The sequence below is a fragment of the Ottowia sp. SB7-C50 genome (genome assembly GCF_033110285.1).
Taxonomy (GTDB): Bacteria; Pseudomonadota; Gammaproteobacteria; order Burkholderiales; family Burkholderiaceae_C; genus Ottowia.
In genome coordinates, this window is record NZ_CP136995.1 from 133,526 (window position 1) to 158,751 (window position 25,226).

Consider the following 25,226-nt stretch of genomic DNA (forward strand, 5'->3'; position numbering starts at 1 on the left):
GGTGCATCGCACCATGATACATTCGCGCGCAGCAGCTTGCATTCGGCCTTCGGGGTCGAGCCAGCGACCTGCCATGCGGCCCGGCCCGCTCAATCCTTCACTCAATCACCCCCAGAGGCCTTCATGAAGATCCACGAATACCAGGGCAAGGAGATCCTGCGTCAATTCGGCGTACCCGTGCCACGCGGCATCCCGGCGTTCACCGTGCAGGAGGCCGTCGAGGCAGCGCAGAAGCTGGGCGGCCCGGTCTGGGTGGTCAAGGCGCAGATCCACGCCGGCGGCCGCGGCAAGGGCGGCGGCGTCAAGGTCGCCAAATCGATCGAACAGGTCAAGGAACTGGCCACGCAGATCCTGGGCATGCAGCTCAAGACGCACCAGACCGGCCCCGAGGGCCAGAAAGTGCGCCGCCTGTACATCGAAGACGGCGCGGACATCCAGAAAGAATATTACGTCTCGGTCGTCACCGACCGCGCGACGCAGAAGATCGCCTTCATCGCGTCCAGCGAAGGCGGCATGGACATCGAGGAAGTGGCGCACAGCCAGCCCGAGAAGATCATCAAGGTCTTCGTCGACCCGCTGGCCGGCATGACCGACGCGCAGGCCAAGGAACTGGCCGACGGCATCGGCATCCCCGCCGACAGCACGGCGCAGGCCGTCGACGTGTTCAAGAAGCTCTACACCTGCTACATGGACACCGACGCCAGCCTGGTCGAGATCAACCCGCTCAACCGCGACAGCAAGGGCAACATCATCGCGCTCGACTCGAAGTTCAACTTCGACAGCAACGCGCTGTTCCGCCACCCCGAGATCGTGGCCCTGCGCGACCTGGACGAGGAAGACCCGGCCGAGATCGAAGCCAGCAAGTTCGACCTGGCCTACATCAGCCTCGACGGCAACATCGGTTGCCTGGTCAATGGCGCGGGCCTGGCCATGGCGACCATGGACACCATCAAGCTGTTCGGCGCCGAGCCGGCCAACTTCCTGGACGTCGGCGGTGGCGCCACGCCCGAGAAGGTGACCGAGGCCTTCAAGATCATGCTGAAGAATCCCAAGGTCAAGGCGATCCTGGTCAACATCTTCGGCGGCATCATGAAGTGCGACACCATCGCCACGGGCGTCATCACCGCCAGCCGCGCGGTCGACCTGAAGGTGCCGCTGGTGGTGCGCATGAAGGGCACCAACGAAGACCTGGGCAAGAAGATGCTGGCCGAGTCGGGCCTGCCCATCATCAGCGCCGACACCATGGCCGAAGCCGCGCAAAAAGTCGTCGCCGCCGTCAAGTAAGGAGCCCTGAACATGTCCATCTTTGTCAACAAGAACACCAAGGTCATCACCCAGGGCATCACCGGCAAGACCGGTCAGTTCCACACCGAGAAGTGCCAGGAATACGCCAACGGCAAGAACTGCTTCGTTGCCGGCGTGAACCCCAAGAAGGCCGGCGAAAAGATCTTCGACATCCCGATCTTCGCCACCGTCAAGGACGCCGCCAAGGAAACCGGCGCTACCTGCTCGGTCATCTACGTGCCGCCCGCAGGCGCCGCTGCCGCCATCTGGGAAGCCGTCGAGGCCGACCTCGACTTCGTGGTCTGCATCACCGAGGGCATCCCCATCCGCGACATGCTCGACGTGCGCAACAAGATGAAGGAGAAGGAAGCCAAGGGCGGCAAGAAGACGCTGCTGCTCGGGCCCAACTGCCCCGGCATCATCACGCCCGACGAGATCAAGATCGGCATCATGCCCGGCCACATCCACAAGGCCGGCCGCGTGGGCGTGGTCAGCCGCTCGGGCACGCTGACGTATGAAGCCGTGGCGCAGCTGACCGAGCTGGGCATCGGCCAGTCCACCGCCGTGGGCATTGGCGGCGACCCGATCAACGGCCTGAAGCACATCGACGTCATGAAGGCCTTCAATGACGACCCGGACACCGATGCCGTGATCATGATCGGCGAGATCGGCGGCCCCGACGAGGCCGATGCCGCGCGCTGGTGCAAGGACCACATGAAGAAGCCCATCGTCGGCTTCATCGCCGGCGTCACCGCCCCTCCCGGCAAGCGCATGGGCCACGCCGGCGCGCTGATCTCTGGCGGCGCCGACACCGCGGACGCCAAGCTGGCCATCATGGAAGAGTGTGGCTTCAAGGTCACACGCAACCCGTCGGAAATGGGCAAATTGTTGAAGGCGATGCTGTAAGCTTCGCCTCCGGCAGCGCGCCTGCACGCACAGGCGCCGCCGACGCCCTTCAAAACAAAGCCAAGCGCTCCGGGCGATCCGCCCAGGAGCGCTTTGTCGTCATCAGCAAGCGCAGGAGACATCGATGGAAATGACATTCGGCCCCGACTTCTGGATCGGCCTGGTCAAGATCATCTGGATCAACATCATTCTGTCGGGCGACAACGCCGTCGTCATTGCGCTGGCGGCGCGCTCGCTGCCCCCTGACCAGCAGAAAAAGGCGGTGCTGTTCGGCTCGGGCGCCGCGGTGGTGCTGCGCGTGATCCTGACGGTGGTGGCGGCCAAGCTGCTGGCCCTGCCTTATCTGCAGGTCATCGGCGGCCTGCTGCTGCTGTGGATCGGCGTGCAATTGCTGGGCGAAGACGACGAAGGCGAAGGCGGTCACGACAAGGAACAGGGCAACCTGATGACGGCCATCCGCACCATCCTGATCGCCGACCTGGTGATGAGCCTGGACAACGTCATCGCCGTCGCGGCGGCCGCACAGGGCAATACCACGCTGCTGATTCTGGGCCTGGCCATCAGCATTCCGCTGGTCATCTTCGGCAGCACCATGATGATCAAGCTGATGGAGCGGTTTCCCATCATCGTCGTGCTGGGCGCCGCGCTCATTGGCTGGGTCGGCGGTGAAACCATGATCAACGACACGGCGCTGCATGGCGTCGTCGAAGCGTATCCGTGGATGCATTACGCCGCCGCCGTGGCGGGCGCCGTGGTGGTGGTGTTTCTGGGGCGCTGGCTGCAGCGGCGCGCGTCCCGGGCCAGCGCGTGAGCGTGGGGCCGCAAACGCCCTGTCCCTGCGTGTCGTCTGACTACCGCTTTGCGGCGCTGACCGACGTCGGCCGCCTGCGCGCCAACAACGAAGACGCCGTGCGGGTCGATCCGGCCCACGGCGTGGCGGTGCTGGCCGACGGCATGGGCGGCTACAACGCGGGCGAGGTCGCCAGCGCCATGGCGGTTGACCTCATCGCGTCCGATCTGGCGCGCTGGCTGGCGCAGGCCGACGGCGGGGCGCGCGACGTGCGGCGCGCCATGGAAATCTGTGTCGACCAGGCCAACCGGGCCATCTACGAGGCAGCGCACGCCAACGACGCCTACACCGGCATGGGCACGACGCTCGTCATGGCGGTGTTGCGCGATGGCGTGGCCGTGATCGGGCACGTCGGTGATTCGCGCGCCTATCGCTGGCGCGAGGGTCGCCTGGTACAGCTCACGCGCGACCATTCGCTGCTGCAGGAGCAGCTCGACATCGGACTCATCACCGCCGCCGAAGCGGCGGTTTCGAGCAACCGCAACCTGGTGACCCGCGCGCTCGGCGTCGAAGACACGGTACTGCTTGAGCTGACGGACGCGCCCATGGCGCCGGGCGACGTGTTGCTTCTGTGCTCCGACGGCCTGAACGACATGCTGGGCGACGACGACATTGCCGCCCTGCTGGACAGCGATGAACCCTTGGCAGACCGATGCCAGCGCCTGGTGGACGGCGCCAACGCGTGCGGCGGACGCGACAATGTGTCGGTGGTGCTGATCGGGGTGCCCGGTCTGCCCGAGCAGACGGCCTGACGGTCGCAATGGCGCGGCCATAAGGCTGCTGGGCGCTTTCGGTGGGCTCGGCCGTGACTGGCACGGACTTTTCGTACTTACAATCAGTTGCCAAAAGTCAGGGGATCCGTTCATGCCCAAGTTGATCGTTTCGATCGACGGTATCGTCGTCAAGGAAGTGCAGCTCACCAAGGACCGCTCGACCCTGGGCCGGCGGCCTTACAACGACATCGTCATAGACAACCTCGCCGTCAGCGGCGAGCATGCGCTGCTGCAGATGTCCGACGGCCGGGTGACGCTGGAAGACCTGGGCAGCACCAATGGCACGCACGTCAACGGCAAGCCCGTCGCCAGCCAGCTGCTGGCCAACGACGACCTCATCGAAATTGGCAAGTACAAGATCAGGTTCCTCGACAGCGACGCGGCGCGGGCCGCCGTCCAGCCCGCCGCTTCGGCGCCCGCAGCGGGCGGCGCGTCGGCGCTGGACTCGGACTTGGCACCCTGGCCGGATCGCCTGATGCCACCGGCCCCCGCGTGCGGGTCATCAACGGCACGTCCGCCGGACGCGAGATGGCCTTGACCAAGGTGGTCACCACGCTGGGCAAGCCCGGCGTGGCCGTGGCGTCCATCACGCGCAGGCCGCACGGCTTCGACCTGGCCCACGTCAAGGGCCAGTACGTGGCATCGGTCAACGGTGTCGGCACCGACGCCGGGCCCATCACCCTCAAGAACCGCGACCAGATCGACCTCGGCGGCGTCCGGCTCGAGTTCATCGACCGCTGACGTCACGCGCGCATGGCCTGGACGACCCTCCGGCGCCACCGCAAGCGTGTGCTGGCCACGGCGCTGCTGGCGCTGCTGGCTCTGGCGCACGCCGCCGGCCTGTTCAGCCTGCCCCTGCTGCACCGGCTGGACAGCGCCTTGTACGACACGCGCCTGCGCCTGACCATGCCGCGCGGCCTGGACGAGCGCGTGGTCATCGTCGACGTCGATGAGCCGAGTTTGGCGCGCCTGGGCCAGTGGCCCTGGAACCGCGCGCGCGTGGCCGCCCTGGTGCGCGAACTGGCCGAGCGCCAGCAGGTGGCCGCGCTGGGCCTGGACGTGGTGTTCGCCGAGCCCGACGGCAGCTCGGGCCTGGCCCACCTGCAGGGCCTGGCGCGCGGCGAGCTGCAGGGCGACGCCGGTTTCGTCGACTGGCTGCGGCGCGCCGAGCCGGGCCTCGATCACGACCGCGTGCTGGCCGACACGCTGCGCCGCGCCCCGGCCGTGCTGGGCTACTACTTCAGCAGCGACCGCGATGGCCGCCGCTCCGGCACGCTGCCGCCGCCCGTGGCGCCGCTCGCACCGGCGCCGCCCGGCATGCTGCAATGGAATGGCTACGGCAGCAACATCGCCGCGCTGACCCAGGCCGCCCGCGGCGCCGGCTTCTTCAACGCCGTGACCGACGCCGACGGCCTGCTGCGCGCCGCGCCGCTGGTCGCCGCGTTCGACGGCGGCCTGTATGAATCCCTGTCGCTGGCCATGCTGCGCGTCGGCCGCGGCGACCCGCCCCTGCGCACCCAACGCGTCGGCGGCCAGCCGGGCGGCCCCCTGGCGACCATCGTGCTGGGCGAAGGCGCGCGCCCACTGCGCGTGCGCGTCGACGCGCGCGGCACCGCGCTGGTGCCCTTCCGGGGGCCGGGCGGTCCGCGCGGCGGCTCGTTTCGCTACGTCTCGGCCATCGACGTGCTGGAAGGCCGGCTCGCGCCCGGCGCACTGAAAGGCCGCTACGTCCTGCTGGGCTTCACCGCCCCGGCGCTGATGGACTTGCGCGCCACGCCGGTTGGCGAGGTCTATCCCGGCGTCGAAGTACACGCCAACCTCATCTCCGGCATGCTCGACGGCCGCATCGCCGTGCGGCCCGACTATGCGGTGGGCTACGAAGTGGTGTTGCTGGCGCTGCTGGGCGTCTTGCTGGCCTTCGGGCTGCCAATGCTGCCGGTGTCGGGCGCGCTGGCGCTGGGCATCGCCGTGCTGGGCGGCCTGCTGGCGCTGGACGCCGGCCTGTATATGGGCGCTGGGCTGGTGCTGCCGCTGGCCAGCGCGCTGGCGCTCACGCTCACGGCCCTGGCCGTCAACATGGCACTGGGCTATTTCGTCGAAAGCCGGGCCAAGCGCGAGCTGGCGCAGCAGTTCGCCACCTACGTCCCGCCCGAGCTGGTGCGCCAGATGGTGCGCAACCCCGAGCGCTACAGCATGCAGGCGCGCGCCGAAGAGCTGACGGTGATGTTCTGCGACCTGCACGGCTTCACCACCCTGTCCGAAACCATGGAGCCGCTGGCGCTGCAGGCGCTGCTGAACGACGTGCTGACCCGCCTCAGCCACGTCATCCGCGCGCACCATGGCACCATCGACAAGTACATGGGCGACTGCGTCATGGCCTTCTGGGGCGCCCCCGTGCCCATGCCCGACCACGCCCGCCGCGCCGTCGACGCCGCGCTGGCCATGATCGACGCCCTGCGCCAGCTCAACGCCGAACGCCTGGCGCGCGGCGAGCCGCCCGTGGCCGTCGGCATCGGCATCAACACCGGTGTCGTCTCGGTCGGCAACATGGGCTCGGACCTGCGCCGCGCCTACACCGTCGTCGGCGACGCCGTCAACCTGGCCGCCCGCCTGCAGGACCTCACGCGTCTGTACGGCGTTGACCTGGTCGCTACCCAGGCCACCGTGGAGCACAGCGCCGCCGGCGGCCACGTCTGGCAGGAGCTGGACCGCGTGCGCGTCCGAGGCCGCCACCAGGCCGTGGCCATCTACACCGCCCGCGCCGCTGAAGGCGCCGCCGACGCTGCGCTGCAAGCCGAACTGGCCGAGTGGCAGCAAACCCTGTCGCTGTGGCGCGCCGGGCGCTTTGGCGAATTCCGGTCACGGCTTGCCACGCTGCAGCAGCGCCACCCCGACAGTCGTCTGCTGGACTTGTATGCTGAACGGCTGGCGGCCCGGCAAGACAGCGCTTCAGAAGCCGACTGGGACGGAACGACGGTATTCGGCGCCAAGCAAACGCCAGTGGCCACGTCTCAGCGCCAAGATACCCAATAAATCGCCCCTTCATGCTCATGTGCAAAGCACATGCTGCTATCAAAATGGTTGTATTCGAAGCGCTGCTTCCGTACGCAAAAAGCTGACAAAAATTGTCGTCCCCCTCACCACTGGGCGGCGGTGAGCCAACTTTGTCGCCGGTGAGCCCGTGACAGGGCGTCGCAAATTGTCGCAAATCGCCTCAAGCCGTGAAAACGGATACGAAATAGAGCGCATTCCGACCTTGGCACGCCGTATGCAATGCACAAGGTGTGCGACGGACGCACTTGCAACGTCTCCCAATGTCCATTTTTTCTTGAAGGAATCGGAAATGAAAGCCATCCAAAAAGGTTTCACCCTGATCGAGTTGATGATCGTCGTGGCGATCATTGGTATCCTGGCCGCCATTGCGCTGCCGGCTTATCAGGACTACACGGTGCGTGCAAAGGTCAGCGAAGCCGTCATCGCGGCGTCCAGCGCCAAGAGCGCGCTGAGCGAAGGTTTTCAGTCCGATGGCTTGACCGGCCTGAGTTCGGTGGCAACGTCCATCAATGCGACCCCGTTTGCTCAGAAAGCGTCAAAGTACGTCGTCAACTATTGCGTCGGCGCTACAGTTTTAACCCCCACCGCTGCCGATTGTGCCGCTACAGATAACACGCTGGCCAACTGGGTGGTTTCGGTAGCAGTGGCTGCAACCGCTGGTAACGGTATTCCGACGGGCTTGAACGGAAATACCGTGGTGTTTTCGCCCAATGTCAATGGGATTACGCCGGTCGCCACGTCCCAAGGCGCTATTGATTGGGCATGCGCCAGCGTCACCAACCAGGCCGCAACGGGCCGCGGGCTGGCGAACAGGGTCACAGGCACGCTCCCTGCCAAGTATGCGCCGGCCGAATGCCGTTGAGATGAACGGCTGAGCCTTACGGCTTAAGGCATGATGAACAACAAGGCGCCTTCGGGCGCCTTGTTGTTTGTGTTTCGACAGATTTCCCCATGACGCGCTTTCGCTTTGCTGGCCGGTATGCCCTGCGGCATCTTGTTATCTCGTCCTTCGTGGCGGCGATGTCGGCCTTCGTGGTGTTCGGCCTCTGGTATCCCATGCCGTACCGGCAAATGCTCGGGGTGACAGGTATCTATCTGCTTGTTCTTGCCGTCGATGTGGTGTGTGGGCCGCTGCTCACGCTCATTGTGGCCAGCCCCAAAAAGTCACTGCGCGAGCGCATGCTGGACTTCGGCCTGATAGGACTGGTGCAAATCCTGGCACTGGCCTATGGCATGCACAGCGTCTGGGTGGCCCGGCCGGCAGTCCTTGGGTTTGAGGTGGATCGTCTGGTGGTGGTGACCGCCAACGAAATTGACGGTGATTCGCTTCCCAAGGCACCGAAGGGTTTTCAAGCGTTGCCAGCGTGGGGTGTGATGGAAGTCGCCACGCGACGTGCGGCCAGCAACGCTGATTTTTTTCAGAACGTGGAGTTGGGGTTGGCAGGTATCTCGCCAGCGATGCGCCCGAACCTTTGGGTGCCCATGTCCGAGCAAGCCCATGAAATGGCGCAGCGCACCAAACCGCTTGCAGAACTGATTGCGCGGCGCCCGGAAGCCGCAGAACTGCTGCGCGAAGCGGCAAAAAAGACGGGGCACGACATGGACAATTTGACCTATCTGCCCCTGACGTCCAGCAAAAACAAGGACTGGGTCGCGCTGCTGGATCGTGGCGTCAGGATGGTTGGTTACGCCCCAGTCGACGGGTTTTAGCGGTGTGATCCAGTGGGGCTGGTGTGTGGCCGCCATGAAGCGCACCGGCCCTGCTCAGTACTGAAAGGCGGTTCGGCACAATTCCCCCATGCCCTTCGTTCCCCTCTGCGCCTTGCTGGTGGCGCTGCCCTGGCTCTGGCCATTCACCTTGGGCCCGTTGTCGTCGATGCTGCCGTACCTGGTGTCGGCCGGCGTGGCGGCGGTGCTGCTGGCCCTGTGGCCGCGCCAGCCTGAGCGGGCGGCGCTGGCGGCGGCCACGGGGTGGGCGGCGGCGGCGGGGGTGAGCGCGTTGATCGCGCTGCTGCAGTACTTCAACCGCGAGGCGCCGTTTTACCCCTGGGTGAACATCGCAGAGCCGGGGCAGGCGTTTGGCAATCTGCGCCAGCCGAATCAGCTGGCGACGTTGCTGGCGATCGGACTGCTGGCCTTGCGCTGGCTGCGTGCGCGGGGCGTCTTGCCTTGGGGTGCGGCAGCGGGCGTGGGGGCGCTGTTGCTGGTGGCGCTGGCGGCGACGGCGTCGCGCGTGGGGTTGGTGGAGCTGCTGGCCGTGGTGGCGCTGGCGTTGTGGTGGGGCTGGCGCGGCGGCCGCTCAGCGCGCCGTGCGGCGCTGGCGGCGGTGGGGGCGCTGACCATGTTTGCGCTGGCGGCGCTGGCGCTGCCGTGGCTGCTGCAGGACAGCGAGGGGCTGGCCGGCCGCGCGCTGGTGGACCGCCTGCAGCATGCCGAATCGACCTGCGGCAGCCGGCTGATCCTGTACCGCAACGTGCTGCACCTGATCGCGCTGAAGCCGTGGCTCGGTTGGGGTTGGGGCGAGCTGGCCTACGCGCACTACACCACGCTGTACGACGGCCCGCGCTTTTGCCACATCCTGGACAACGCGCACAACCTGCCGCTGCACCTGGCGGTGGAGCTGGGCGTGCCGGCGGCGCTGCTGGCCTGCGCCGCGCTGGTTTGGGCGGTGTGGCGCGGCCGCCCGTGGGCCGAAGCGAATGCGACGCGGCAGCTGGCCTGGGGCGTGCTGGCGGTGATCGGCATCCACAGCGGGGTGGAATATCCGCTGTGGTACGCGCCGTTCCAGATCGCGGCGCTGATCCTGTGTGTGGCTGCTTTGGGCCAATCGCGCGCGCCAGGTCGGCGCAGACAGCTATCAAAATGATGGCAACTTGGCCGCCGGGTCGGGCGTCGCGCGCGGGGCGCTGGCCGCGGGGCTGCTGGCCGCAGTGGCCTACGCCGGTTGGGACTACCACCGCATCAGCCAGATCTACCTGCCGGCCGACGAGCGCGCCGCGCCCTACCGCGCAGACGCCATGGGCCACGCGCGCCGCTCGTGGCTGTATGCCGACGCGGTGCGCTTTGCCGACGTCACCACGCGCCCGGCGGTGCGCGACAACGCCGCCTGGATGCTGCCGGCGGCGCTGAAGTCGCTGCACTTTTCGCCAGAGCCGCGGGTGATCACTCGCGTGATCGAAAGCGCCACGTTGCTGGGCCGCGACGACGTGGCGCTGGCGCATCTGGCCCGGTTTCGCGCTGCGTTTGCCCAGGAGCACGAACGATGGGTGCAGGACAACGCGCGACGGCTGGAAGTTGCGCGCGATCAGCTCAAGGGCGCGAGCGAGGCGGCGGACGCAGAGCTTTCTGCGGGCGAGCGCTGACGGGGATTGCGCCGCCAGCTATCGAAACAGGAGCTTCCAGCGTGGGCGAGTGCTGCGCAACTCCCGTCATTCCCGCGAAGGCGGGAATCCAGACGGCCTATGCGGCAGCGGTGTCGTCTGGAAAGCCCCTGGATTCCCGCCCCCGCCTTCGCGAGGGCAGGCTCTGCGCGGGAATGACGGCGCCAGATAGGTCTGAAGGCTTTCGATGCATTCGTGAGCAGATTTGGAAACCACACGCCGCGCCGACCGCTCAACCGCCCTGATCGCCGCCCACCCAGCTGCCCGACTTGCCGCCATGCTTTTCCAGCAGGCGCACGCCGGTGATCGTCATGCCGCGGTCGGCCGCCTTGCACATGTCGTAGACGGTGAGCAGCGCCACCTGCACGGCGGTCAGCGCTTCCATCTCAACGCCGGTAGGGCCGGTGGTTTCCACTGTGGCGGTGCAAAAAACGGCTGCAGCGCTGGTCCCATCTGCGTCGACAGCTTCCAGATCAATAGCAACGCGCGACAGCGCCAGCGGGTGGCACAGCGGGATCAAGTCGCTCGTCTTCTTGGCCGCCATGATGCCGGCGATGCGGGCGATGCCCAGCACGTCGCCCTTCTTCGCGGTGCCCGACCGGATCAGCGCCAGCGTGGCGGGCAGCATCTCGATGCGACCGGTGGCCACCGCCACGCGGTGCGTGGCCGGCTTGGCGCCAACGTCCACCATGTGCGCCTGGCCCTGGGCGTCGAAGTGGGTCAAGGGAGAAGAAGTCGGCATGGCAGATCGCGGTGACAAATCAGGGGGAACGCAGTGGTTCGATGCGGCATCATACGGGCACCTGCCATACGCACGCGGCGGCCGGGCCGCTGCCTTTGAATCACCTTGAATTACAAGCCTGACCGGGCTGCAGCGCCCTGCAGAAAAGCGGTGACAGCTATTGTGTTGATAGCTGCAGGCATGGCCTTGCCGGCCGGCGCCCAACTGCCCGGCACCAGCCCCCCGCCCGCCACGCGCGGCCTGCCGTCGCTGGGCGATGCGGGCGACATGACGCCGCTGGAAGAGCGCAAGCTGGGCGACACCATCATCCGCGAGCTGTATCGCGACCCGGACTACATCGACGACCCGGTGGTGGGCGAGTACGTGGACGGCATCTGGCGTGCGCTGCTGGCCGGCGCGCGGGCGCGTGGCGAGCTGCCGCCCGAGCTGGACGAGCGCTACGCCTGGACGGTGCTGCTGGGCCGCGACCGCACCATCAACGCCTTTGCGCTGCCGGGCGGCTATTTCGGGCTGCACCTGGGGCTGGTGGGCACGGTGGCGTCGCGCGACGAACTGGCGTCGGTGCTGGCGCATGAGATGTCGCACATCACGCAGCGCCACATTCCGCGCCTGCTGGGGCAGGAAAAGCGCCAGACGCCGCTGATGCTGGCCGCCATGGTGGTGGGCATGATCGCCGCCAGCAAGAACCCGCAGGCTGGCGCCGCGCTGGCGGTGGGCGGACAGGCGGCGGTGCTGCAGCAGCAGCTGAATTTCTCGCGCGACATGGAGCGCGAGGCCGACCGCATCGGCTACGGCGTGATGACCGAAGCCGGCTTTGCCGGGCGCGGCTTCGTCACCATGTTCGAAAAGCTGCAGGCCGCCTCGCGCATCAACGACAACGGCGACTGGCCCTACCTGCGCAGCCACCCGCTGACGACGCAGCGCATCGCTGACATGCAGCAGCGCCAGCAGGCGCTGGGCCGCGGCGCGCCGCAGGCGGACGGCGCCGGCCCCGAGCGCGCCGCGGCGCCGGCCGCACTGCCGCCCGACCTGGAAGCGCTGATGGTGGCCGCGCGCGCCCGCGTGCTGGGTCGCCCCGGCGTCGACGTGCTGCGCACCTGGGCTGCCGAGCCCGAACACGCCGGCTTTGCCAGCCAGCCGCTGGCGCGCCGCGCCGGCCCGCTGTATGCCGCCGCCTTGTCGCACGCGCAGCTGCGCGACCTGCCGCGGGCGCAGGCGCTGGCCACGCAACTGGCGCTGGCCGTGGCGGGCGACGCGCGTGCCGCCCGCCAGGCGCGCCTGCTGCAGGCCGAACTGGCCCTGCAGGCCGGCCAGCCCGCGCGCGTGCTGGAGCTGTTGCCCGCCGCCGAACGCCCGCCCGCGCGCAGCGACGTGTCGGCCCAGGCCGGCCGCGCCACGCTGCTGCTGCGCGCCCAGGCACAGACGCGGCTGGGCCAGGGCGCCGACGCCGCCAGCGTGCTGCAGCCGTGGGTCAGCAACCACCCGCGCGATGCGGGCGCCTGGCAGGCGCTGGCGCAGGCGTACGCCGCGCAGGGGCAGACGCTGCGCGCCCTGCGCGCCGAAGGCGAAGTGCCCATGGCACAGATGGATTACGCCGGCGCGGTGGACCGCTGGCGCGCCGCGCAGGACTTCGTGCGCCAGTCGCCCGGGGGCGCGGCCGACCTGATCGAAGCCAGCATCGTCGACACCCGCCTGCGGCAGGGGCAGGAGCTGCTCAGGCAGCAGCAGCTGGACGAACGCAAGCGCCGCTGACGGGGCGGCCTGCGCGGGGTGCTTTCAGCGCTCCAGCACGGCGTCGATCAGCACGCCCAGCGCCGAGTAGATCAGCGAGCCGATCAGCGCGGCCCAGAAGCCGGCGACGTGAAAGCCGCCCACCAGCCCCGACGCCGCCCAGAACATCAGCGCGTTGATGACGAACAGGAACAGGCCCAGCGTGATCAGCGTGACCGGAATCGTCAGCACCACCAGTACCGGCCGCACCAGCATGTTCAGCAGGCCGATCAGCAGCGCGGCGATCATGGCGGTGCCGAAGCTCGCCACCGTGACGCCCGAATAAATGTAGGCCACGCCCAGCAGCGCGGCGGCAGACAGCAACCACTTCAGGATCAGCTTCATGCCGGTCAGCATAGCATGCAGCCGGTGCGCCAAATGGGGGTTTGAGGCGCCGCTGTGAGGGGCTCGGACGCTCTCTGCTGCACCCCGGCCCGCTCCATCGTCATTCCCGCGATGGCGGGAATCCACGGGGTTTCAGACGATACGGCCGCCTGCTTGGGCAGGCTGGATTGCCGCCCCCGCCTTTGCGAGGGCAGGCTCTTCGCGGGACTGACGGTTTTTTACGACGTGCGGGGCAAGGCCACGGCCACCCGCGCCGGCATGGCGGGGTGGCCGATGCGGGCCGCCGGCTTACTCGGTCAGCTCAGTCAGCAGCACCAGCAGCGTGCCCATGCCCGCCACCGCGCCGGGCACCGCCCAGCCCGAGCGGGCGGGTGTCTGCTCGGGGGCAATCGGCTCCAGATCGACGCCCAGCTTGGGCCGGCGCGCGTCCAGCGCCAGGCCGGCGCCGTGCGCCATGCGCAGTTCACGGGTCTGGTCGAGCAGCGGGCGCTCGGCCATCAGCGGGGTGACGCTGCCGCCATCCTGCTGCAGCAGCGGGCGCAGTACGGCGGTGGTGTCGTCCAGCCACTGCTGGCGGCGCTCCTGCAGCGCTTCTTCGCTCACCCACTGGCTGGCGTGGCGCGTCAGCGGCGGCACGCAACCCACCAGCAGCCAGCGGCGCGGCCCGGCGATTTCGGCGCCGGCATCACTGGCTCGCTGGCGCGACAGGAAGTCGACCGCGTATTCGGCATCGTCGACGTAGAGGATCACGGTGTCCATGCTCAGCTCCTTTTTCGCGGGTTGGGAAGTCGGGACGGTGGCCACGGCCGGCTCGGGCGTCAGCGCGGCGGCCGGGGCCATCGGGGCGATCGGGTCAGCGGCGGCGGCCGGCGTGTGGTGGACCACGGCCGGCGACGAGCCGCGGCCGCGCGTGCGCAGCCAGGCGGTGCCCAGCACGCCCACGATGGCCAGCGCGATCACGGCCCAGCGCAGCAGGCTGACCGGGTTCTCGCGGGTGCCGAAGATGTTCGACAGGATCGGCTCGCTGACGATCATGGTGCCGGCGGTAAAGGCCAGCACGCCCGCGCCGATGTACATGATGGACGGGAAGCGGTCCACCAGCTTCAGCACCAGCGTGCTGCCAAACACCATGATCGGCACGCTGATCAGCAGGCCGATCACCACCAGGTCAAACGCGCCGTGCGCCGCGCCGGCCACGCCCAGCACGTTGTCGATGCCCATCAGCGCGTCGGCCACCACGATGGTCTTCATGGCGCCCCAGAAGGTGTTGGCGCCGGGGCCGTGCTCGCCGTCCTCGCCGCCCTGGTCGGCGATCAGCTTGTAGGCGATCCACAGCAGGCCCAGACCGCCGGCCAGCATCAGGCCAGGGATCTTCAGCAGCCACACCACCACCAGCGTCATCACCGTGCGCACGGCAATGGCGCCGACCGTGCCCCAGACGATGGCCTTCTTCTGCAAATGCTTGGGCAGGTTGCGCGCGGCCAGCGCGATGACGATGGCGTTGTCGCCGGCCAGCACCAGGTCGATCAGGATGATGGCCATCAGCGCGGACCACCAGGCGGTCGAAAACAGTTCCATGAAAAGCAGCTCCGAAAAAATGACGAAAGACGTCGTACGAACTTCGATGCAGAACCGCGGCGGGTTGAAGGCGGCGAAGGCGGGGCCGGTATGCGTGGGTGTGCGCCAGCGGCGGCATGGCCGCACAAGGCACTGAAAACGGGACAACGCAAGACCGATGCTTCGACCGCCCACGCGCCACGGCGGGGCTTGATCGAAGGTCTTGCTCGGTGGCGGCAGCGCGCTGCGCGGCGCTGCCTGAACCACCCGCGGGGCCGGAAGCCTGCGGGGCTGAACCCCAGAAGCTTCGTGTTGACGACCCGGCGAAGCCGCGCTGCAAGCAGCGGCGGCGGGGAGCTACTCCCCTTCGGACAGCCGGATTAAAACAAAACCGGCGTGGCGGCGCAACTGGGTGAAAGCCCTAGGGTTTCAAGCAAAATCGGCCGCCATCGCTTGTCCAGAAAGCGCAGAAAGCTATAAAAACAGAAGCAAAACCGGGCCGTGCGCCGTCGCTCGTTCGCCGCGCGCGGCCTGCGCGCGCTCGGCGTAGCGGTTGAAGCGCCAGGCGCTGTGCTCCGACGTGATGCGCCGCCACACGGCGCGCTTGGCAAAGGGGCTCATGCCGGGCCAGTGCTGCACTTCGTCCTCGGTGCGGCCGCAGCCCTTGCACACCGCATCGCCCTGGCTGGTGGAGCAGATGGCAATGCAGGGCGTGTCGGGCGTCGTGGCGTACCAGGCCAGCCAGGCGTCGCGCGCGGGCGCGGGCATGCCGCGCGCGTCGGCCTCGTCCTGGCGGTGGAACACCATCTGCGCATACACCTCGGCCAGCGCCGCGACCGCCGGGGTCAGCGCCGCGCCGTCCACCGCCGGCTGGCGGGCGCGCCAGTGGTTGATGGCGGCTTCGATGTCGATGAGGTGGATGGTGTCCATGGCAGCGGCCCATGATACGGGCCGCGGCTTGATCAGGCCACGCGCCGGCGCCGCAGCGCCGACAGCGCCAGCGCCCACAGGCCCACGCCCCACAGCGCGCCCGTGGCGCCACCGACGACGGGGTGCGCAGGCGGCACCTGCCAAGGTACCGTGCGCGGCGCTCAGCGCGCGGTGAGCACGGGGTAGGGATTGAGCGCCTCGCCCTTCCACCACTGCTTTTGCGGGCCCAGCCGGGTGATCGCAAAGTGCAGGTGCGGCGCGTCGGCGCGGGCGTTGCCGCTGCTGCCGACGTAGCCGATGACCTGGCCGCGCCGCACCGCCTGCCCTTCCTGCAGGCCATCGGCATAGCGGTCGAGGTGGGCGTAGTAATAGGCGTACTGCTCGCCCGCGTCGAACTGGTAGACCGTGATGCCGCCCCCGCCCTGGCTGAAGAACAGCTTGGCGATGCGGCCGTCTTCCACCGCCAGCACGGGCGTGCCGGTGGGCGCCATGATGTCGATGGCGTCGTGGCGGCGCTTGCCGTCGGCGCGCGCGTCGGAGAAGGTGTCAGCCAGCTGCGCAGCGCGCACGCCCTGCACGGGCAGCGTCAGGCGACGCGCGGCGAGCCGCGCCGTATCGTCGGGCAGCGGCGTGATGGGCGAGGCGGCACTGGCGGATGGGGCGCGGCCAACGTCGGCGCTCGACGCGGGGGCCCGCTGCGCCACGCGGGTGGTGAGCGCTTCCGGCGCCGCATCGTTTCGCGGTGCCGGCTCAGGCGGCGCAGAAGCGCTCGTTGTCCCTTCGCTCGAGGCTGTCACGCGACCGGTGGCCGCGGGGGGTTGATTCGACCTGGCCCCGCTGCACCCCCGAGGGTGGCGCGTCCGCGTGCCGCAGCGCCCACGCCGAGATGCCGACGAGTGTGCCCAGCACCACCAGCCACCCCAGCGCCTGGGGCAGCGAAGAAAGGGGTCTGCGCCGCGCCACGCGACCGCGCTCCGCCCGTTCAGGCCTTCACGTCGACCCGAGCGCCGACCTTCACGATCTTTGCCAGGCGCTCGGCGTCCCAGTTGGTCAGGTGGATGCAGCCGTTGGTTTCGGAATGGCCCACCTTGGCCGGATCGGGCGTGCCGTGGATACCCCAGTGCGGCTTGGTCAGGCCGAGCCAGACGGTGCCGACCGGGTTGTTGGGGCCGGGGGCGATGTCGACCTTCTGCGCGTCCTTGGGCGCGTTCTTCAGAATGGCCGGGTTGTAGGTGAAGCTGGGCATGTCGACGGCGTTCTTGATCGCCATTTCGCCCAGCGGCAGCGGGTCGTTGCGCTCGTTGCCGATGCTGATCGGAAAACCCGCGGCCGGCTTGCCGTCCTTGTCCAGCACGAACAGCACGCGCTCGCTCTTGTCGATCTCGATGCGCTGGCTGGCGCGGGTGGGCGCCTTGCTGTCCAGCACGTTCGGCACCACGATCTCGGTGCCGGCGGCCAGCTTCTTGCCGGAGTTCAGGCGCTGCAGGTACGCGGGGTTGATGTGAAAACGCTCGGCGATGGCTTCCTGCAGCGATTCGTACGGCAGCGCCTTCAACTTGGCGCGCTCGGCCATGTCGGCCGGCGTTTTCTCGAACGGGCCGGCGGCGTCCTTGTCGGTGAGGCTGTAGCGCGTCAGCAGCGGCTCGGCGCTGTTTTCGCGCAGCGACTTCCAGGTGTCGGCGTCGACGGTGCCGCTTTCCTTCAGCCCGTTGGACCGTTGGTAGGCACTGACCATGCGCTGCATGTTCTTGCCGAACGCGCCGTCGATCTCGCCCGGCGAGAACCAAGCGCGATCCAGCAGAATCTGCGCCCTCGCCACCGCCGCACCGCGGCTGCCGGTTCTCAGCAGGGGCGTGTCAGCGGCGCTGTTGAAAGCTTCAAAGTCCAGCGCGTCGGCCGCGGGCGCCTTGGCGGCCCGCTTCTGCGCCCACGCGGGCCATGCGGCCACGCCCAGGCTGGCGACGAACCCGCGCCGTGTGAGGGCACGAAACGGAATCGGAGGGTGGGCATGCAAAGACATGCCTGCAGTGTGCGGCGCGCGCGGGCCGCCGCCTGTAGGAAAGCGCCCGATGCGCGTGGCAGCGGGCGCCTATTGCTTCTATTTTAATAGCTAAAAGCGCAAGCCAAATCAGCGCTGGCGGCGCGAAAGGCTTGCGGACGCCGGCGCCCACGCTGCGCCGGCGCGCCGCTTACTTCTTGGTGACCACGCGCACCATGTCCAGGCAGCGGTTGGAATAGCCCCACTCGTTGTCGTACCAGCTCACCAGCTTGACGAAGGTGCTGTCCAGCGCGATGCCGGCTTCGGCGTCGAAGATGCTGCTGCGCGCGTCGCCGCGGAAGTCGGTGGCCACCACCTTGTCCTCGGTGTAGCCCAGGATGCCCTTCATCTTGCCTTCGCTCTGGGCCTTCATCTCGGCGCAGATTTCCTTGTAGGTGGCAGGCTTTTCCAGTTCCACCGTCAGGTCGACCACCGACACGTCGGACGTCGGCACGCGGAACGACATGCCCGTCAGCTTGCCGTTCAGGTCGGGCAGCACCACGCCCACGGCCTTGGCGGCGCCGGTGGACGACGGGATGATGTTCTCGAGGATGCCGCGGCCGCCGCGCCAGTCCTTGTTGCTGGGGCCGTCGACGGTCTTCTGCGTGGCGGTCGCCGCATGCACGGTGGTCATCAGGCCGCGCTTGATGCCCCATTTGTCGTTCAGCACCTTGGCCAGCGGGGCCAGGCAGTTGGTGGTGCACGACGCGTTGCTGATGATCGGCTCGCCCGCGTACTTGGCGCAGTTCACGCCGTGCACGAACATGGGCGTGTCGTCCTTCGACGGCGCCGACATGATGACCTTCTTGGCGCCGGCGTCGATGTGCTTCTGCGCGGTTTCCTTGGTCAGGAACAGGCCGGTCGATTCGATCACCACTTCGGCACCCACATCGCCCCACTTCAGCGCGGCCGGGTCTTTTTCGGCCGTCAGGCGGATCTTCTTGCCATTGACCACCAGCGTGTTGCCCTCGACGGCGATGTCGCCCTTGAAGGGGCCGTGCACGCTGTCGTACTTGAGCATGTAGGCCAGGTAATCCGGCTCCAGCAGATCGTTGATGCCGACGACCTCGATGTCCTTGTAGTTCGCGACAGCGGCGCGAAACACCATGCGCCCGATGCGGCCGAAGCCGTTGATGCCGATTTTGATGGTCATTGCTTTCTCCTAGGTTTGCAAAAACTCGCTTCACTCAATATTATGGGTGATATGAAACTTTCGCCGTCGCCCCGAGTTCGTACTCGACACCAACGTGTTGGTGGCCGCCGCGCGCAGTGCAGGCGGTGCGTCGGCGATGATTTTGCGCGCCTTCCGCGCGCGCCAGTTTCAACTGCTGGTCTCGGTGCCTCTGATGCTGGAGTACGAAGCCGTGCTGAAGCGGCCCGAACACATGGCAGGTCGCAGCATGCGAGATGTAGAGGCGGTGCTGGCCTTGCTGAACCGCTGGGCCAAGCCCGTGATTTTGCACACGCTGTGGCGACCGCAGACGCGCGACCCGGCCGACGAGATGGTGCTGGAAACCGCGCTCAACGGTCGCGCTCATGCGCTGGTGACGTTCAATCAACGCGATCTGGCACCGCCAGCGCGTATGTTCAACTTGCCCGTCTACACGCCGGGCGCATTTTGGCAAGCGCTTGAAACGGAGGACCCTCATGGCTAATTACGCACTGCGCCTACCCGACTCGCTGCTCGAACACGCGCGCGAGGTGGCCGAGCAGGAGAAAGTGTCGATGAACCAATTGTTCGCCACGGCCATCGCCGAGAAACTGTCGGCCTTCAAGACCGAAGCCTTCTTCCGGGAACGTGCGAACCGAATGTCCGAAGCCGAGGCACTGGCAGGCTTTGACGCCTGGCTTGCCGCCAGCCCCGACGCGCCGCCGATGCCGGGTGACGAGTTGCCTGACGGTGTCAAGTCTTGAGCGGTGAGCACCATCGCATGCTGGCTCAGCGCCCAAGCACCTTGCGCACCGTATTGGCCACGTTCTCCGGCGTAAAGCCAAAGAACTCGAACAGCTTGGGCGCGGGCGCCGACTCGCCGTAGCGGTCGATGCCGACCACCGCCGCGCAGCCGTATTTCCACCAGCCGTCGGTCACGCCCATTTCGACGGCGATGCGCGGCAGGCCGGCGGGCAGCACGCTTTGCTTGTAGGCCACGGTCTGGCGGTCAAACGTGCCGTTGCTGGGCATGGACACGACGCGGACAGCGATCTTTTGTGAAGCCAGCAGCTCTTGCGCCTTCAGCGCCAGCTGCACTTCGGAGCCGGTGGCAATCAGCACGGCCTGCGCCTTGGACTTCAGGCCGACGTCGCGCGGCTCGCTCAGCACATAGGCGCCGCGGCTGATGTCGCCCAGGTCGCGCTTGGGTGCGTAGGGCAGGTTCTGGCGCGACAGCAGCAGCGCCGTGGGGCGGTCCTTGTTTTCCAGCGCGACGGCCCAGGCGATGGCGGTTTCGGCGGTGTCGGCGGGGCGCCAGACGTCCAGGCCGGGGATCAGGCGCAGGCTGGCGGCGTGCTCAATCGACTGGTGCGTCGGGCCGTCCTCGCCCAGGCCAATGGAGTCGTGCGTGAACACGTGCACCACGCGCTGCTTCATGAGCGCGGCCATGCGGATGGCGTTGCGGCTGTAGTCGCTGAAGGTCAGGAAGGTGCCGCCGTAGGGGATGTAGCCGCCATGCAGGGCGATGCCGTTCATGATGGCGGCCATGCCGAATTCGCGCACGCCGTAGTTGATGTGAAAGCGCGCGCTGATGGCGGGCGCGGCGGCTTTCAGGTCAACCTCGGGCAGCGGCGCGGCGGCGGCGTTGCTGGTCTCGTCTTCCTTGCCGACGCCGTTGTTGCCGCGCTCCAGTTGCACCGCGCGGTCGGGCTTGGCTTCGGGCAGCACCACCGAACCGTCGTCGTTGAAGCGCAGCGGCGTGGTGAACGAGGTGTTGGTGAGGTTGGAGCCGGTCAGGTCGGCGCTACCGCCAATCAACTCGGGCAGCGCGGCGGTGAAGGCTTCCAGCGCGATCTGGCTGGCTTTGCGGCTGGCCACGGTCTCGGCCTTCTTGTGCGCCTCGACGGCCGCGTCGACGGCGACCTGGGCAAAGTTCTTGGGCAACTCGCCCGCCATGCGGCGCTTGAAGTCGGCGGCCAGGCGCGGAAAGGCTTTCTCGTAGGCGGCAAAGCGCTCGTCCCAGCGCTGCTCGGCCTTGGCGCCGGCGGCCTTGGCGTCCCATGCGGCGTACACGTCGGCGGGAATCTCGAACGGCGCATGCGGCCAGCCCAGCGCCTCGCGCGTCAGGGCGATTTCGCTGGCGCCCAGGGGCTCGCCGTGCGCCTTGGCGGTGTCCTGCCGGTTGGGCGAGCCCTTGCCGATGTGGGTGCGGCAGATGATCAGCGTGGGGCGCTCGGCGCTTTGCCGGGCCTCGCCAATCGCGCGGTCCACGGCGTCCACGTCGTGGCCGTCGATGGGGCCGATCACGTTCCACTGGTAGGCCTCGAAGCGCTCGGCCGTGTTGTCGACGAACCAGGGCGCGACCTTGCCGTCGATGCTGATGCCGTTGTCGTCGTACAGGGCGATCAGCTTGTTGAGTTTCCACGCCCCGGCCAGCGCGCAGGCCTCGTGGCTGATGCCCTCCATCAGGCAGCCGTCGCCGATGAAGGCATAGGTGTGGTGGTCGACCAGCGTGTGCCGGGGCCGGTTGAACTCGGCGGCCAGCAGTTTTTCGGCCAGCGCCATGCCCACGGCGTTGGTGATGCCCTGGCCGAGCGGGCCGGTGGTGGTCTCCACGCCCGGCGTCAGGCCCCATTCGGGGTGACCGGCGGTCTTGCTGTGCAGCTGGCGGAAGTCCTTCAGCTCCTGCAGCGGCAGGTCGTAGCCGGTCAGGTGCAGCAGCGCATAGATCAGCATCGAGCCATGGCCGTTCGACAGCACGAAGCGGTCGCGGTCGGCCCAGTGCGGGTTGACCGGGTTGTGCTTGAGGTGGCGGCTCCACAGCGCGACCGCCATGTCGGCCATGCCCATGGGGGCGCCGGGGTGACCGGAATTGGCCTGCTGAACCGCGTCCATCGCAAGGGCGCGAATCGCGTTGGCCATGTTTTTTTGATCTGCCATTCGATGGCGCTCCAAGGATGTGTGCCGACGGTCGGAAACCGCTGATTTTACCCGTGCACATGCTCTACAGTGCGGTGGCATGAGCCTTGCCGCCCCGCCCCGATTGGCCGCTGCCGCCCCCATCGCCCGCCACGCGCTGCGGAGGCACGCATGAGGCTCGCCGCCGCCCCGCGGCCCGACCCCACCGCGCGCGCGCTGATCCTGGCCGCGGGCCGGGGCGAACGCATGCGCCCGCTCACCGACCATTGCCCCAAGCCCCTGCTGCCGGTGCGCGGCCAGCCGCTGCTGCAGTGGTGGGTCGACGCCCTGCAGCGCGGCGGCGTGCGCGACATCGTCGTCAACACGGCCTGGCTCGAAGACAAGATTGAGGATTATTTCGGCCGACAGCGCGCGGTAGATCAGCGCGAGCAGCTATCGAATCAAGAGCAGTCGGCCATCCGCCTGTCCACCGAAGGCCGCGACTTCGGCTACGCGCTGGAAACCGCCGGCGGCATCGCCCGCGCGCTGCCGCTGCTGGCGCCGTCGGCCGACGACGTGTTCTGGGTGGTGGCGGGCGACATCTTCGCGCCCGATTTCGAGGTGTCGCCCGAAGCGGTGCAGCGCTTTGCCGCGTCCGGCCGGCTGGCCCACCTGTGGCTGGTGCCCAACCCGGCGCACAAGCCGGACGGCGACTTCGGCATCGGCGATGGCGGCCAGGCGCTGAACGACGCGCCGCCCGGCGGCACGCGCCACACCTTCAGCACCATCGCGCTGTATCGGCGTGCGCTGTTCGAGCCGCCGTGGTGCGACATCCTGCCCGGCAACCCGCAAGGCACGGCCGCGCCGCTGGCGCCGCTGCTGCGCCGGGCCATCGACGCCGGCCAGGTCAGCGCCGAGCTGTACCGGGGCGCCTGGACCGATGTGGGCACGCCCGATCGGCTGGCGGGGCTGAACGCGGCCGCGCCCGGCTGAAACACCTACAGCCCCAGCCAAGCGGCGCTGTTCAGCGGCTGTCGGGCACCGGCGTCTTCGATTCCAGCCAGTCCAGCAGGGCCAGCAGGCGCGGCTGCGGATTGGGGTCGAAGCGGGCGATGCCGAGGGCGGCCAGATCCTTGGCGCCCTGCTCGGTCTGCGCTAGGCCCACCACCTCGTCGCGCAGGCGGGCGATCTGGTCGGGGCTGAAGCGCTTGCCGGCGATCAGCGGCAGGTACGGCTGCGGGCGGCTCTTGTGCAGCACGCGCAGGCCGTCCTTGTCCAGCCGCCTGGCAGCGCCCGAATAAGAGGCAATGCCGCCGATCTGCGCCAGCTTGTGGTTCAGCGCAAACGGGATCGCCGCCTGCTCGCGCACATAGTGCGTCTTGGCCGGGTCCACGGGCAGGCCGCGGTCGCGCAGCTCGGCGGTGCAGAACGTCGTCATGTAGGCAATGCGCTCAGGCAGGATCAGGCGCTGGTGCTGCACGCTCTTGACGTCGGCAATCGTCTGGTAGGGCGAGTCCTTGGGTACGACCAGCAGGCAATGCCCATCGGGTTGCGTGGCGGTCACGGCGGTGTAGCCCTGGTCACGCACGCCGCGCGCCGGGTAATCGCTGGGGCGCGCCAGCACCAGGTCGAATTCGCCCGACGCCATGCCGGCGGCCAGCATGCGGAAGTCGCGCATGTACTTCACACGGATGGGCTGCCCCAGCGCGCGCTTCATGGCCTCGGTCAGGACCTTGTACTTGGTCTCCATCTGCTCGTCCGTGACGGCCGCGCCGCCGCCCGACGTGCCTTCGCTGACGGCGAACAGCAGCGGCGCCGGCGTCTGCGCCCAGCCTGGCCCCGCGCTCCACCATCCCGCCAGCAGTAAGGCCACGCGAGCGGCCGCGCGTCTGCCGGCCGTGCGTGGGAAGCGCCATTGAAATACCATGATGGACAACCTGTTCTTCAATGAAACAGCGGGCGAGAAGCGGCTGCGTGCCGGTCGAACCCGGATCATAGGACGGCCGCTATCGGCCGAATATTGTTGAATCGCAAGTCTTTGGCGAGCCTGATTCACAAAATGAATATAAAAGTATGACTTCAATCCCCGTGTCCCCATCACCTGCAGAGGCGGCCCCTTACGCCCAGCGCCGCGCCCGCGTCGCCGCCCAGCTGGGCGCGGGCGGCATCGCCATCGTGCCCACCGCGCCGGCGCAGGCGCGCAACCGCGACAGCGATTTCCTGTACCGCCACGACAGCTACTTTTACTACCTGACCGGCTTCAGCGAGCCGAATGCGTGGCTGGTCATCACCGCCGACGGGCGCAGCCGGCTGTTCTGCCAGCCGAAGGACCTGGAACGCGAGATCTGGGACGGCATCCGCCTCGGCCCCGACGCCGCGCCGCACACCCTGGGCGTGGACGAGGCCGCGCCCGTGGACGCGCTGGACGCGCAAATGCCCCGCCTGCTGGAGAACAAGACCACCGTCTGGTACCCGTTCGCCACCCACGCCGGCCTGCACGAACGCATCGACGGCTGGCTGCACCAAGTGCGTGCCCGCGTGCGCTACGGCGCGCTGGCGCCCGAAAGCCAGCGCGACCTGTGCGCCATCCTGGACGAGATGCGCCTGATCAAGGACGCGCACGAACTGGACATCATGCGCCGCGCCGCGCGCATCAGCGCCGGCGCCCACGTGCGCGCCATGCAGCGCTCGGCCGCCATGCTGCGCGCCGGGCTGGATGTGCGCGAATACCACCTCGACGCCGAGCTGCTGCACGAATTCCGCCAGCACGGCTCGCAATACCCGGCCTACGGCAGCATCGTCGCCGCCGGCGCCAACGCCTGCGTGCTGCACTACCGCGCCGATAACGCGCCCATCCGCGACGGCGAGCTGGTGCTGATCGACGCCGGCTGCGAACTCGACGGCTACGCCAGCGACATCACGCGCACCTTCCCCGCCAACGGCCGCTTCACCGGCCCGCAGCGCGCGTTGTACGAGCTGGTGCTGGCCAGCCAGCAGGCGGCCATCGACGCCACCCGCCCTGGCGCGCGCTTCACCGATCCGCACGAGGCCACGGTGAAGGTGCTGACGCAGGGCATGCTCGACCTCGGCCTGCTCGACAAGAACCAGCACGGCACGCTGGACGACGCCATCGCCAACCGCCACTACTTCGCCCACTACATGCACCGCACCGGCCACTGGCTGGGCATGGACGTGCACGATTGCGGCAGCTACGTGGAGCCGTCCGAAATCGGCCAGGTCAGCGAGCGGCGCGACCCGCTTTCGGGCGAAGTCATCAAGGACCGCCCCAGCCGCATCCTGCGCCCCGGCATGGTGCTGACCATCGAGCCCGGCCTGTACGTGCGCCCGAGCGAGAAGGTGCCCAGGGAGTTCTGGAACATCGGCATCCGCATCGAAGACGACGCCATCGTCACCGACGCTGGCTGCGAGCTGATCACGCGCGACGTGCCGGTGGCGGCGGAGGCGATCGAAGCGCTGATGCGCGCCTGAGGCGGGTGCGCGGCCGTGACACGTCGCGCAGGTGACCTGGCCGGCCAAGCACCGTTGATG

General features: G+C 68.2%; 22 protein-coding genes and 2 pseudogenes. 15 read left to right on the forward strand and 9 right to left on the reverse strand.

Annotated features, from left to right (window positions below; translation table 11 throughout):
- Positions 1–123 precede the first annotated feature (123 nt).
- From sucC to R0D99_RS00710, 10 genes and pseudogenes are all read left to right on the forward strand, one after another.
- Complete coding sequence (gene sucC, locus R0D99_RS00660; RefSeq protein ID WP_317749508.1) at positions 124–1,284, forward strand: ADP-forming succinate--CoA ligase subunit beta; 1,161 nt, start codon at positions 124–126, stop codon at positions 1,282–1,284.
- A gap of 12 nt (positions 1,285–1,296) precedes the next feature.
- On the forward strand, positions 1,297–2,190 hold the full coding sequence (gene sucD / locus R0D99_RS00665; protein ID WP_317749509.1) for a succinate--CoA ligase subunit alpha: 894 nt from the start codon (positions 1,297–1,299) through the stop codon (positions 2,188–2,190).
- Between the two features lie 124 nt (positions 2,191–2,314).
- Positions 2,315–3,001, forward strand: coding sequence for a TerC family protein (locus R0D99_RS00670; protein ID WP_317749510.1), 687 nt, complete (start codon positions 2,315–2,317; stop codon positions 2,999–3,001).
- Between the two features lie 29 nt (positions 3,002–3,030).
- Positions 3,031–3,792: a Stp1/IreP family PP2C-type Ser/Thr phosphatase gene (locus tag R0D99_RS00675; protein WP_317749511.1), complete on the forward strand. Its 762-nt coding sequence runs from the start codon at positions 3,031–3,033 to the stop codon at positions 3,790–3,792.
- 112 nt (positions 3,793–3,904) lie between these two features.
- Positions 3,905–4,554: pseudogene (locus tag R0D99_RS00680) on the forward strand (FHA domain-containing protein).
- 12 nt (positions 4,555–4,566) lie between these two features.
- Entirely contained in the window at positions 4,567–6,846 is a 2,280-nt protein-coding gene (locus R0D99_RS00690) for an adenylate/guanylate cyclase domain-containing protein (RefSeq protein ID WP_317749514.1), read from the forward strand.
- Between the two features lie 310 nt (positions 6,847–7,156).
- Positions 7,157–7,729 (forward strand): pilin, encoded by a 573-nt coding sequence (locus R0D99_RS00695; protein ID WP_317749515.1) that lies wholly within the window; start codon positions 7,157–7,159, stop codon positions 7,727–7,729.
- A gap of 89 nt (positions 7,730–7,818) precedes the next feature.
- The gene (locus R0D99_RS00700) at positions 7,819–8,577 is read left to right on the forward strand and encodes a hypothetical protein (protein ID WP_317749516.1); all 759 of its coding nucleotides are present in this window, start codon (positions 7,819–7,821) and stop codon (positions 8,575–8,577) included.
- An 88-nt stretch (positions 8,578–8,665) separates the two neighbouring features.
- On the forward strand, positions 8,666–9,733 hold the full coding sequence (locus R0D99_RS00705; protein ID WP_317749517.1) for an O-antigen ligase family protein: 1,068 nt from the start codon (positions 8,666–8,668) through the stop codon (positions 9,731–9,733).
- Between the two features lie 7 nt (positions 9,734–9,740).
- A complete protein-coding gene (locus R0D99_RS00710) occupies positions 9,741–10,229 on the forward strand; it encodes a Wzy polymerase domain-containing protein (RefSeq protein ID WP_317749518.1) in 489 nt (162 codons plus the stop codon).
- 250 nt (positions 10,230–10,479) lie between these two features.
- Here the strand turns inward: R0D99_RS00710 and moaC are convergent, their stop codons facing one another.
- Positions 10,480–10,989, reverse strand: coding sequence for a cyclic pyranopterin monophosphate synthase MoaC (moaC, locus tag R0D99_RS00715; RefSeq protein WP_317749519.1), 510 nt, complete (start codon positions 10,987–10,989; stop codon positions 10,480–10,482).
- Between the two features lie 180 nt (positions 10,990–11,169).
- Between moaC and R0D99_RS00720 the strand changes: the two genes are divergently transcribed.
- Positions 11,170–12,741 carry a M48 family metalloprotease gene (locus R0D99_RS00720; protein WP_317749520.1) on the forward strand — a complete coding sequence of 524 codons (1,572 nt, stop codon included), beginning with the start codon at positions 11,170–11,172 and terminating at the stop codon, positions 12,739–12,741.
- A gap of 24 nt (positions 12,742–12,765) precedes the next feature.
- Here R0D99_RS00720 and R0D99_RS00725 read toward each other — a convergent pair whose 3' ends face one another.
- The 6 genes and pseudogenes from R0D99_RS00725 to gap form a co-directional block, all read right to left on the reverse strand.
- The gene (locus tag R0D99_RS00725) at positions 12,766–13,104 is read right to left on the reverse strand and encodes a phage holin family protein (protein ID WP_317749521.1); all 339 of its coding nucleotides are present in this window, start codon (positions 13,102–13,104) and stop codon (positions 12,766–12,768) included.
- 1,016 nt (positions 13,105–14,120) lie between these two features.
- Positions 14,121–14,682: pseudogene (locus tag R0D99_RS00730) on the reverse strand (TerC family protein); the annotation flags it as partial.
- A 453-nt stretch (positions 14,683–15,135) separates the two neighbouring features.
- A complete protein-coding gene (locus tag R0D99_RS00735) occupies positions 15,136–15,591 on the reverse strand; it encodes a DUF3717 domain-containing protein (protein WP_317749522.1) in 456 nt (151 codons plus the stop codon).
- Between the two features lie 161 nt (positions 15,592–15,752).
- Positions 15,753–16,295 carry a M23 family metallopeptidase gene (locus R0D99_RS00740; RefSeq protein WP_317749523.1) on the reverse strand — a complete coding sequence of 181 codons (543 nt, stop codon included), beginning with the start codon at positions 16,293–16,295 and terminating at the stop codon, positions 15,753–15,755.
- A gap of 278 nt (positions 16,296–16,573) precedes the next feature.
- Positions 16,574–17,611, reverse strand: coding sequence for a L,D-transpeptidase (locus tag R0D99_RS00745; RefSeq protein WP_317749524.1), 1,038 nt, complete (start codon positions 17,609–17,611; stop codon positions 16,574–16,576).
- Positions 17,612–17,780: 169 nt separating this feature from the next.
- A complete protein-coding gene (gene gap, locus R0D99_RS00750) occupies positions 17,781–18,782 on the reverse strand; it encodes a type I glyceraldehyde-3-phosphate dehydrogenase (protein ID WP_317749525.1) in 1,002 nt (333 codons plus the stop codon).
- Between the two features lie 94 nt (positions 18,783–18,876).
- On the opposite strand from gap, the gene R0D99_RS00755 reads away from it, so the two are divergent.
- Together R0D99_RS00755 and R0D99_RS00760 are read left to right on the forward strand one after the other, a co-directional pair.
- Entirely contained in the window at positions 18,877–19,284 is a 408-nt protein-coding gene (locus R0D99_RS00755; protein ID WP_317749526.1) for a PIN domain-containing protein, read from the forward strand.
- Positions 19,277–19,543, forward strand: coding sequence for a hypothetical protein (locus R0D99_RS00760; protein ID WP_317749527.1), 267 nt, complete (start codon positions 19,277–19,279; stop codon positions 19,541–19,543). The genes R0D99_RS00755 and R0D99_RS00760 overlap by 8 nt, the downstream gene beginning before the upstream one ends.
- Before the next feature lie 25 nt (positions 19,544–19,568).
- Here R0D99_RS00760 and R0D99_RS00765 read toward each other — a convergent pair whose 3' ends face one another.
- Complete coding sequence (locus tag R0D99_RS00765; RefSeq protein ID WP_317749528.1) at positions 19,569–21,719, reverse strand: transketolase; 2,151 nt, start codon at positions 21,717–21,719, stop codon at positions 19,569–19,571.
- A 150-nt stretch (positions 21,720–21,869) separates the two neighbouring features.
- Between R0D99_RS00765 and R0D99_RS00770 the strand changes: the two genes are divergently transcribed.
- Positions 21,870–22,670 (forward strand): nucleotidyltransferase family protein, encoded by an 801-nt coding sequence (locus R0D99_RS00770; protein ID WP_317749529.1) that lies wholly within the window; start codon positions 21,870–21,872, stop codon positions 22,668–22,670.
- Between the two features lie 31 nt (positions 22,671–22,701).
- On the opposite strand, the gene R0D99_RS00775 is transcribed toward R0D99_RS00770, so the two are convergent.
- Positions 22,702–23,550 (reverse strand): phosphate/phosphite/phosphonate ABC transporter substrate-binding protein, encoded by an 849-nt coding sequence (locus tag R0D99_RS00775; protein ID WP_317749530.1) that lies wholly within the window; start codon positions 23,548–23,550, stop codon positions 22,702–22,704.
- A gap of 200 nt (positions 23,551–23,750) precedes the next feature.
- Between R0D99_RS00775 and R0D99_RS00780 the strand changes: the two genes are divergently transcribed.
- Positions 23,751–25,166 (forward strand): aminopeptidase P N-terminal domain-containing protein, encoded by a 1,416-nt coding sequence (locus tag R0D99_RS00780; RefSeq protein WP_317749531.1) that lies wholly within the window; start codon positions 23,751–23,753, stop codon positions 25,164–25,166.
- Positions 25,167–25,226: the final 60 nt, after the last annotated feature.

Excerpts from the sequence above, each read along its gene's own strand:
- R0D99_RS00705 (WP_317749517.1), top strand. The coding sequence starts at position 8,666 with ATGCCCTTCGTTCCCCTCTGCGCCTTGCTGGTGGCGCTGCCCTGGCTC.
- R0D99_RS00700 (WP_317749516.1), top strand. The coding sequence starts at position 7,819 with ATGACGCGCTTTCGCTTTGCTGGCCGGTATGCCCTGCGGCATCTTGTT.
- R0D99_RS00695 (WP_317749515.1), top strand. The coding sequence starts at position 7,157 with ATGAAAGCCATCCAAAAAGGTTTCACCCTGATCGAGTTGATGATCGTC.
- R0D99_RS00765 (WP_317749528.1), bottom strand. The coding sequence starts at position 21,719 with ATGGCAGATCAAAAAAACATGGCCAACGCGATTCGCGCCCTTGCGATG.
- R0D99_RS00745 (WP_317749524.1), bottom strand. The coding sequence starts at position 17,611 with ATGTCTTTGCATGCCCACCCTCCGATTCCGTTTCGTGCCCTCACACGG.
- R0D99_RS00670 (WP_317749510.1), top strand. The coding sequence starts at position 2,315 with ATGGAAATGACATTCGGCCCCGACTTCTGGATCGGCCTGGTCAAGATC.
- R0D99_RS00690 (WP_317749514.1), top strand. The coding sequence starts at position 4,567 with ATGGCCTGGACGACCCTCCGGCGCCACCGCAAGCGTGTGCTGGCCACG.
- R0D99_RS00725 (WP_317749521.1), bottom strand. The coding sequence starts at position 13,104 with ATGAAGCTGATCCTGAAGTGGTTGCTGTCTGCCGCCGCGCTGCTGGGC.
- R0D99_RS00770 (WP_317749529.1), top strand. The coding sequence starts at position 21,870 with ATGAGGCTCGCCGCCGCCCCGCGGCCCGACCCCACCGCGCGCGCGCTG.
- R0D99_RS00760 (WP_317749527.1), top strand. The coding sequence starts at position 19,277 with ATGGCTAATTACGCACTGCGCCTACCCGACTCGCTGCTCGAACACGCG.
- R0D99_RS00720 (WP_317749520.1), top strand. The coding sequence starts at position 11,170 with ATGGCCTTGCCGGCCGGCGCCCAACTGCCCGGCACCAGCCCCCCGCCC.
- R0D99_RS00780 (WP_317749531.1), top strand. The coding sequence starts at position 23,751 with ATGACTTCAATCCCCGTGTCCCCATCACCTGCAGAGGCGGCCCCTTAC.
- R0D99_RS00735 (WP_317749522.1), bottom strand. The coding sequence starts at position 15,591 with ATGGACACCATCCACCTCATCGACATCGAAGCCGCCATCAACCACTGG.
- sucC (WP_317749508.1), top strand. The coding sequence starts at position 124 with ATGAAGATCCACGAATACCAGGGCAAGGAGATCCTGCGTCAATTCGGC.
- moaC (WP_317749519.1), bottom strand. The coding sequence starts at position 10,989 with ATGCCGACTTCTTCTCCCTTGACCCACTTCGACGCCCAGGGCCAGGCG.
- gap (WP_317749525.1), bottom strand. The coding sequence starts at position 18,782 with ATGACCATCAAAATCGGCATCAACGGCTTCGGCCGCATCGGGCGCATG.
- sucD (WP_317749509.1), top strand. The coding sequence starts at position 1,297 with ATGTCCATCTTTGTCAACAAGAACACCAAGGTCATCACCCAGGGCATC.